The organism is uncultured Boseongicola sp. (assembly GCF_937988555.1).
Lineage (GTDB): Bacteria > Pseudomonadota > Alphaproteobacteria > Rhodobacterales > Rhodobacteraceae > Boseongicola.
The window spans coordinates 20,281-27,095 of the sequence record NZ_CALJXO010000047.1 but is presented as its reverse complement, the minus strand read 5'-3'; the positions used below and the strand labels follow the sequence as shown (position 1 = coordinate 27,095).

At 57.4% G+C, this 6,815-nt stretch carries 6 protein-coding genes; 5 read left to right on the top strand and 1 reads right to left on the bottom strand.

The window, feature by feature from the left end:
* Window positions 1-364 precede the first annotated feature (364 nt).
* On the bottom strand, window positions 365-850 hold the full coding sequence (locus Q1B15_RS03155) for a tetratricopeptide repeat protein (RefSeq protein WP_299750036.1): 486 nt from the start codon (window positions 848-850) through the stop codon (window positions 365-367).
* On the opposite strand from Q1B15_RS03155, the gene Q1B15_RS03150 reads away from it, so the two are divergent.
* The 5 genes from Q1B15_RS03150 to Q1B15_RS03130 are packed head-to-tail and all read left to right on the top strand — an operon-like array spanning window position 833 to window position 6,796.
* Window positions 833-2,149: a cytochrome c peroxidase gene (locus Q1B15_RS03150; protein WP_299750033.1), complete on the top strand. Its 1,317-nt coding sequence runs from the start codon at window positions 833-835 to the stop codon at window positions 2,147-2,149. The two genes, Q1B15_RS03155 and Q1B15_RS03150, sit on opposite strands and share 18 nt — an antisense overlap.
* 38 nt (window positions 2,150-2,187) lie before the next feature.
* Window positions 2,188-2,826, top strand: a complete 639-nt coding sequence (locus Q1B15_RS03145; protein ID WP_299750030.1) for an ABC transporter ATP-binding protein — start codon at window positions 2,188-2,190, stop codon at window positions 2,824-2,826.
* Window positions 2,826-5,225: an ABC transporter permease gene (locus Q1B15_RS03140; protein ID WP_299750027.1), complete on the top strand. Its 2,400-nt coding sequence runs from the start codon at window positions 2,826-2,828 to the stop codon at window positions 5,223-5,225. Before Q1B15_RS03145 ends, Q1B15_RS03140 begins: the two co-directional genes overlap by 1 nt.
* A complete protein-coding gene (locus Q1B15_RS03135; protein ID WP_299750024.1) occupies window positions 5,215-6,255 on the top strand; it encodes a lipocalin-like domain-containing protein in 1,041 nt (346 codons plus the stop codon). Before Q1B15_RS03140 ends, Q1B15_RS03135 begins: the two co-directional genes overlap by 11 nt.
* A complete protein-coding gene (locus Q1B15_RS03130; protein ID WP_299750022.1) occupies window positions 6,248-6,796 on the top strand; it encodes a pyridoxamine 5'-phosphate oxidase family protein in 549 nt (182 codons plus the stop codon). Before Q1B15_RS03135 ends, Q1B15_RS03130 begins: the two co-directional genes overlap by 8 nt.
* The last annotated feature ends 19 nt before the right edge of the window (window positions 6,797-6,815 follow it).

Sequence of the window (6,815 nt, the reverse complement as noted above, 5' to 3'; positions counted from 1 at the left end):
GGCCGAATTGCCCCGTTGATCGTCGTCGCGCCGGACCCCTGCGTGAGGTGGGTGCCTGAAAGTGTATGATGCTTCGCGCAGTAAACGCGACCTGCTCACGCGGCAGAAGCAATCATGAAAAGGGACATGGGGGCATCCGGGCTTCAAGTCAACACATTTGGCCTGCTACAGGGCCGCAAGCCGGAAAAGTGACTAAAATCTGACTTTTCCGCGATGAAGCTGACGTCTTACCCTTTCGTTGCGCCACAGAACGCCTGCAGCGACATTGTACCGACGCCCAAAATCACACCTTTTCAGAGCCTTAGAAGGTTCTGATCCAACTAGCGCTCGCATCCCTCCAAACGCCTCGTTAAGTTTAACACCCTCACCGGAACGGATACATCCACGGTTTATAATCGTTAATCAGAACTTTCGCACGGTCGATCTCCTCGGCCGTCATCCGTTTTTGCACTTCTTCCAAGGACATAACCGCATCCGGGTCGCCGCCAATCGTACTTAACCCATACCATAGATAAGCCCGCACCAAATCCGGAGAGGGCATTCCCAAACCCAGTTCATAGTACCACCCAAGCCCCGACTGCGCGCCCGGATGCCCCTTCATCGAGGACCGCAAATACCACTCAAACGCGCGCTCCGGATCCCTCTCTACCCCAAGCCCAAGCGCATACATCACCCCAATCAATTCCTCTGCATCTGCGTTCCCAGACCGCGCTGCAGGCAGGAATTCTTCCATCGCTTCCGCAAACCGACCCGCCTCCATATGATCCCGAGCCGTTTCGATTTCTGCCCAAACGGGGGTTGCGAGCACCGCTGCACCTGCCAGAATAAACCCATGAATCGATTGCTTCATATCCTTGCCCTTTGCATCGCATCGCCCGCCTTTGCGGCTGATCTTCCAAGGCCGCTTGGCGACGATGATTTCATCGCATTCGACCCGGAGAAAGCCAAAATCGGTCAGCTTCTTTTCTATGACAAGATTTTGTCGGGAAACAGAAATATCTCTTGCGGCACCTGTCATCACCATGACCTCGGCGGAGCGGATGGGTTAAGTCTCGGGATCGGCGAAGGCGGCGACGGCCTTGGCCCGAAACGGGTCGCCACACTGGGCGAAGACCGCATCCAAAAGCGCATTCCGAGAAACGCCCCTGCCCTTTGGAATCTTGGTGCGAAAGAAATCGACGTGTTGTTTCACGATGGTCGCCTCGCGGTTTCAGATCTCTATGGAAACGGCTTCAACTCACCCGCCGAAGAATGGCTACCCCAGGGCCTCGAAACCATCCTCGCCGCGCAAGCGCTCTTTCCTTTGACCGCCCGGTTCGAAATGGCCGGCGCACCCGAGGAAAACGAAGTGGGCGGCGCGATCAACGACCGGCTCGACAACGCTTGGCCCATCATCGCCAAAGAGGTGCGCACCAATCCGGACTACGGATTAATGTTCGTTAAAAACTTTGCGCATATAAACACGCCCGAAGACGTCGAAATTGTCGATATCGCAAACGCGCTTGCCGCCTTCATGGGCACAGAATGGAAAAATCACGACAGCTCGTTTGACGCATTTCTCGCCGGAGACAAAAACGCACTCTCCACGCGAGCCGCCCGCGGCATGTCACTCTTTTACGGCGACGCGGGCTGCGCCGCCTGTCATTCCGGTCCGCTTATGTCGGACCAGAAATTTCACGCCCTCGCCCTGCCCGCATTCGGCCCCGGCAAGACCCGCCGGTTTGACCCCCAACCGCGTGACGTCGGGCGGATGGGGGAAAGCAACCGGATTGAGGACGCCTACCGCTTCCGCACCCCGATGCTAAGGAATATATCATTAACAGCGCCTTACGGACACAACGGCGCTTATCCAACGCTTGAAGGTATGGTGCGCCATCACCTTGATCCGACATCCGCTCTAGCCCTGTGGAATCGTGATATGGCCAAGCTTCCTGCCGCGCCTTGGCTTGAGGAAGCCGACTTTATCGTTCAGTACGACACCCGCGAAATGGATCGCCAACGGCGAAAAATCGACATTGAGCCGGTCTCTCTACTGGACCAAGACATCGCCGATCTTGTCGCTTTCCTCGAAAGCCTCACCGGGCAAACCGCCCGAACACGTCCGCTGGGTCGCCCAAAAACTGTGCCATCTGGTCTCACCATAGATTGACCCCTGTTCCGACGCCCAAAGCGGGATAGATAAGCTGAATGGTATTAACCGTCACATCCGTTGAAAAACGTTTCGGAAAGGTCTCGATCCTTAACGGCGTGTCATTGACGCTCGCCGCTGGCGAAGCCGTTGCTCTGACGGGCGAAAGCGGGTCAGGCAAGTCCACGCTTTTGCATATGATTGCCGGGCTGGAACCCATGGACGCTGGCGAAATAACAATTAATGGTAAGGCGTTAGAGAACCGTCGCGACGCCGAACGCGCCACACTGCGCCGCGAAAACATCGGGATAATTTTCCAGCAATTTAACCTGATCCCCTCCCTCACCGTTGCCCAGAACCTCAGCTTTCAGGCACGCCTGACCGGCCGAAGCGTTGATATCGACGCGCTTGCATCGTCGCTTGGTCTGACCGAACACCTCGCAAAATATCCCGAACAGCTTTCGGGAGGACAACAACAGCGCGTCGCCATTGGTCGCGCCGTTGCGGCGTCGCCCAAACTTATCCTAGCGGACGAACCCACCGGCAACCTTGATGAAGCAACCGGCGATGCCGTTTTTGACCTTCTCGTGACTGCAGCCCACGACAAGGGCGCCGCCCTCTTGATTGTCACTCATTCCAACCGTCTGGCGTCTCGCGCCGACCGCCGGCTGCACCTGCGACATGGGCATTTTCAGTGATGTCATGCACAGTCCTTTTCACGCTTCTATCACATTGGAAAAGGCGGCCTTTTCAGTTCCTGACGCTTGTCCTGGGACTTGCTCTGGCGACAGCACTTTGGTCCGGTGTCCAGGCGATCAACGCCGAAGCCCGCAAAAGCTACGATGACGCCGCAAGCGTTCTTGGAGGCGAGACCACGCTGTCAGACAAAACCGGCAGGGTGATCTCGAACGAGACTTTTGTCGCCCTTCGCCAGAACGGTTGGCTGGTCAGCCCGGTTGTAGACGGATGGGTTTTCGGCACCGATGGCCGGGTGCGCATCCTGGGGATCGACCCTCTGACAATGTCACGGCTCAACCCGGCCGGTACGGCGATGGCCGAAGTCGAAATATTCGAGTTTATGGGCGACGACGGGCTTATCCTTGCCGCCCCCGCCACGGCCCAGCGACTTTCCAACTTCGCACCCCGTGTCCGTTCCGTTGAAGGCATCGCTCCCGGCCTTGCAATCATGGACATCGCTAGCGCACAAACCCTTGCAGGTATTGAAGGAATAAGCCGTCTGACCCTGCTACCCAACCAACCGTTTCGCCAAACTCTACTGGACGAAGTTGCACCTGAATTGGTTCGGCGAAGCCCCGAAACCGCTGATGATCTTGCCCGCCTTACGGACAGTTTTCACCTTAATCTGACTGCGTTCGGGCTACTTAGTTTTGTCGTCGGACTGTTCATCGTAAACGGCGCTGTCGGCCTTGCATTCGAGCAACGCCGTCCGGTTTTTCGTACCCTGCGCGCGATCGGTGTCACACCGGGCCATTTGGTCTCGCTCCTTGTTCTCGAGCTTATATTCTTTGCATTTTTCGCGGGCGGACTTGGCATTGGATTAGGCTACATCGTTGCCGCCGCGCTGCTTCCAGATGTCGCCGCGACGCTACGTGGACTTTATGGCGCAAACGTCGAAGGCACGCTGACGCTGTCGCCAACATGGTGGCTAAGCGGTCTCGCAATTGCGGTTCTTGGCGCCGCACTTGCCGCGGCGACAAGCTTGCTTCAAGTCGCCCGTCTGAACCCCCTGGCCACGGCTCACCCCCGGGCTTGGGCGCGCGCGTCTAGCAGGACAATGCGGATGCAACTTTCCCTCGCCGGAATCGCGACTTTGGTCGCTCTCGTCGCCGGTGTTTTCGGCAGCAATCTGATGTCAGGATTTACCCTCCTCGGAGGCCTCCTGATTGCAGCTGCGTTAACACTTCCTACCGCTCTTTCCGGACTTCTTAACCTTGGTGAACGCCTCTCAGGGTCGGGACCACTGGTCGAGTGGTTCTGGGCAGATACCCGCCAGCAACTCCCGGGTTTGTCGCTCGCACTAATGGCGCTATTGCTTGCGCTGGCCGCAAATATCGGCGTTTCAACCATGGTCGGCAGTTTCCGCCTGACATTCACTGGCTGGCTCGATCAGCGTCTTGCAAGCGAGGTTTATATCGGGGCAGAAAACGAAAATCAGATCGACGCGCTTATTGCTTTCGTCACGCCGCGCGTCGATGCCGTCTTACCAATCTGGCACACCGACGCTGATATTCTGGGTGCGCCTGGTGAAATCTATGGTGTGGTCGATCACCCGACGTACCGCCAGAACTGGCCCTTAATTGTGGCGTCGCCGGATGTCTGGGACGGCATTGGCCGCAACGAAGGCGCATTGATCAATGAACAACTCTCGCGCCGCGAAAACCTTTCACCTGGCGACATACTTCACATGCCCGGAGGCTGGACGACAACGATAGCAGGGGTTTACAGCGACTATGGCAACCCGCTTGGCCAGGTCATTCTACCGCTGCAAACCCTGATATCGCGATACCCACAGGTCGACCGAACCGACTTTGGCCTGCGTCTTGATCCAGAAGGCGTGCCGGGATTGCGCGACGCCTTGACCGAAGAGTTCGGCCTTGCGCCCGAAAATATTGTCGATCAGGCGTCCCTAAAGGCGTTTTCCCTTGGCATCTTCGAGCGCACCTTCGCCGTAAGCGCCGCTCTAAATGTTTTGACGCTGTCCGTCGCCGCGGTCGCGATCTTGACCAGCCTGTTAACTTTGGCAGCCCTTCGATTGCCGCAGCTCGCGCCGGTTTGGGCCATTGGTTTGCCCCGTCAAACTCTTGCGCGCATTGAGTTTTTCCGCGCTTTGGTTCTTGCATTTTTGACGTTCATCCTTGCGGTTCCGGTCGGGCTCGTCCTTGCGTGGGTCCTGCTTTCGGTCATCAATGTCGAGGCTTTCGGGTGGAAATTGCCTATGTACCTTTTTCCGGCAGATTGGATCTGGCTTCTCGCACTTTCGCTTCTGACGGCTGGGCTGGCCGGTCTTTGGCCTGCACGACAGCTTGCAAAACGTCCCCCCGCCGACCTGATCCGGGTTTTTGTTCATGAACGTTAAAGCCCTTTGCGTTTGCATCTTACTTGCTACGGCGCCCCTCGCCGCAATTGCGCAGGGATTTGCCGGTATGGGTGCCACCGAAGAGGGCTTTGCACTCCCCGATCCTGATACCCGCTTCACATTCCCAAAGGACCACGGATCCCACCCGAATTTCCGCATCGCGTGGTGGTATGTGACCGGCATCTTGACCGGAGCAGACGGTGAAACCTACGGCGCGCAGTGGACGCTTTTTCGAAATGCAATTCGTCCGACCGCGGCAGAAAGCGATCAAATCTGGCTGGGACACGCAGCGGTTTCAACCCCCGAAGGCCACTTCCACGCCGAACGACTGGCGCACGGCGGCACAGGACAGGCGAGTGTCACACCAACACCGTTTAGTGCGGTAATCGACGAATGGGCGTTGGAGGGTTCAGATTTAAGAAACGTCAAACTCACGGCGCAAGGCTCTGATTTTGCTTATGATCTTACGTTGGCGTCTGATCGACCCTTCGTACCCCAAGGCATTCAGGGTTTTTCGCAAAAGTCCGCAGCAGGCCTGGCCAGCCACTATTATTCGCAGCCCTTTTACACCGTTGAGGGCACTATAGAGCTTCCGTCTGGCCCAGTTGCCGTCACCGCTCAGGCATGGCTGGATCGTGAATGGTCGTCGCAACCCCTGACCGAAACTCAAACGGGATGGGATTGGATTTCGCTGCATCTCGACAGCGGTGCGAAGCTAATGGGCTACCGCCTGCGTGACACTTCGGGCCGTGACTATGTCGTCGGTACATGGATCGCGACCGATGGACCGCCAAGCCCATTTAGGCCCGGCGATCTCACGATGAAACCGAACAAATGGGCCCGCGTGGCCGACCGTGATGTGCCGGTCGGTTGGACCGTCACACCTGAAAACTGCGACCTTGAAATCGACGTCCACGCGGTTTACCCGCAAAGCTGGATGCCCACGATTGTCCCCTATTGGGAGGATCGGGTTCAGGCGACCGGCACACATTCCGGGCGCGGCTACCTTGAAATGACGGGCTATGAGTGACGCATTAAATACCCTTAACGGCACTTTGGCAGCGGTCTGGTCACGACTTGAAGCCGGCGCAACCGACACAAACGCGCCAGCGAACCTACCGGTTCTGGCCACGTCCTCGGCAAAGCGCGGTCCGGCTGCGCGTATTGTCGTGCTTCGTGGGGTGGACCGGGCTGCGTCTATGCTTACAATGTTCACCCATGCTGGTGCGACAAAAGTCGCTGATCTTAAGAATGATGAGCGCGCCGAGCTGCTAATCTGGGATGCCCCCGAACGCTTTCAGATCCGCCTTTCTGTGACGATCGAATTGATCGAAGTAGATGCAGCGACCTGGCAATTGCTTGGCCCCGGAACCCGTCTGAACTATGCCGTTGATCCAAGCCCCGGAACGCCTATTGATAAGCCCGAGGACGCATGGCACGCCACACCCGAGTTACATCAGATGCTTAAGCTTCAAACCACCATCCACCGCATCGAGACCCTGCACATCGCGCCCGATGGGCTTCGCCGCGCCGTCTTTGAAGGTGACACTTCACAATGGATTGCGCCCTGAACCCTCGCCAAGGCGTTGA

Coding starts and splice junctions, on each gene's coding strand:
- Q1B15_RS03150 (WP_299750033.1), top strand. CDS start 833: ATGAATCGATTGCTTCATATCCTTGCCCTTTGCATCGCATCGCCCGCC.
- Q1B15_RS03155 (WP_299750036.1), bottom strand. CDS start 850: ATGAAGCAATCGATTCATGGGTTTATTCTGGCAGGTGCAGCGGTGCTC.
- Q1B15_RS03145 (WP_299750030.1), top strand. CDS start 2,188: ATGGTATTAACCGTCACATCCGTTGAAAAACGTTTCGGAAAGGTCTCG.
- Q1B15_RS03140 (WP_299750027.1), top strand. CDS start 2,826: ATGTCATGCACAGTCCTTTTCACGCTTCTATCACATTGGAAAAGGCGG.
- Q1B15_RS03135 (WP_299750024.1), top strand. CDS start 5,215: ATGAACGTTAAAGCCCTTTGCGTTTGCATCTTACTTGCTACGGCGCCC.
- Q1B15_RS03130 (WP_299750022.1), top strand. CDS start 6,248: ATGAGTGACGCATTAAATACCCTTAACGGCACTTTGGCAGCGGTCTGG.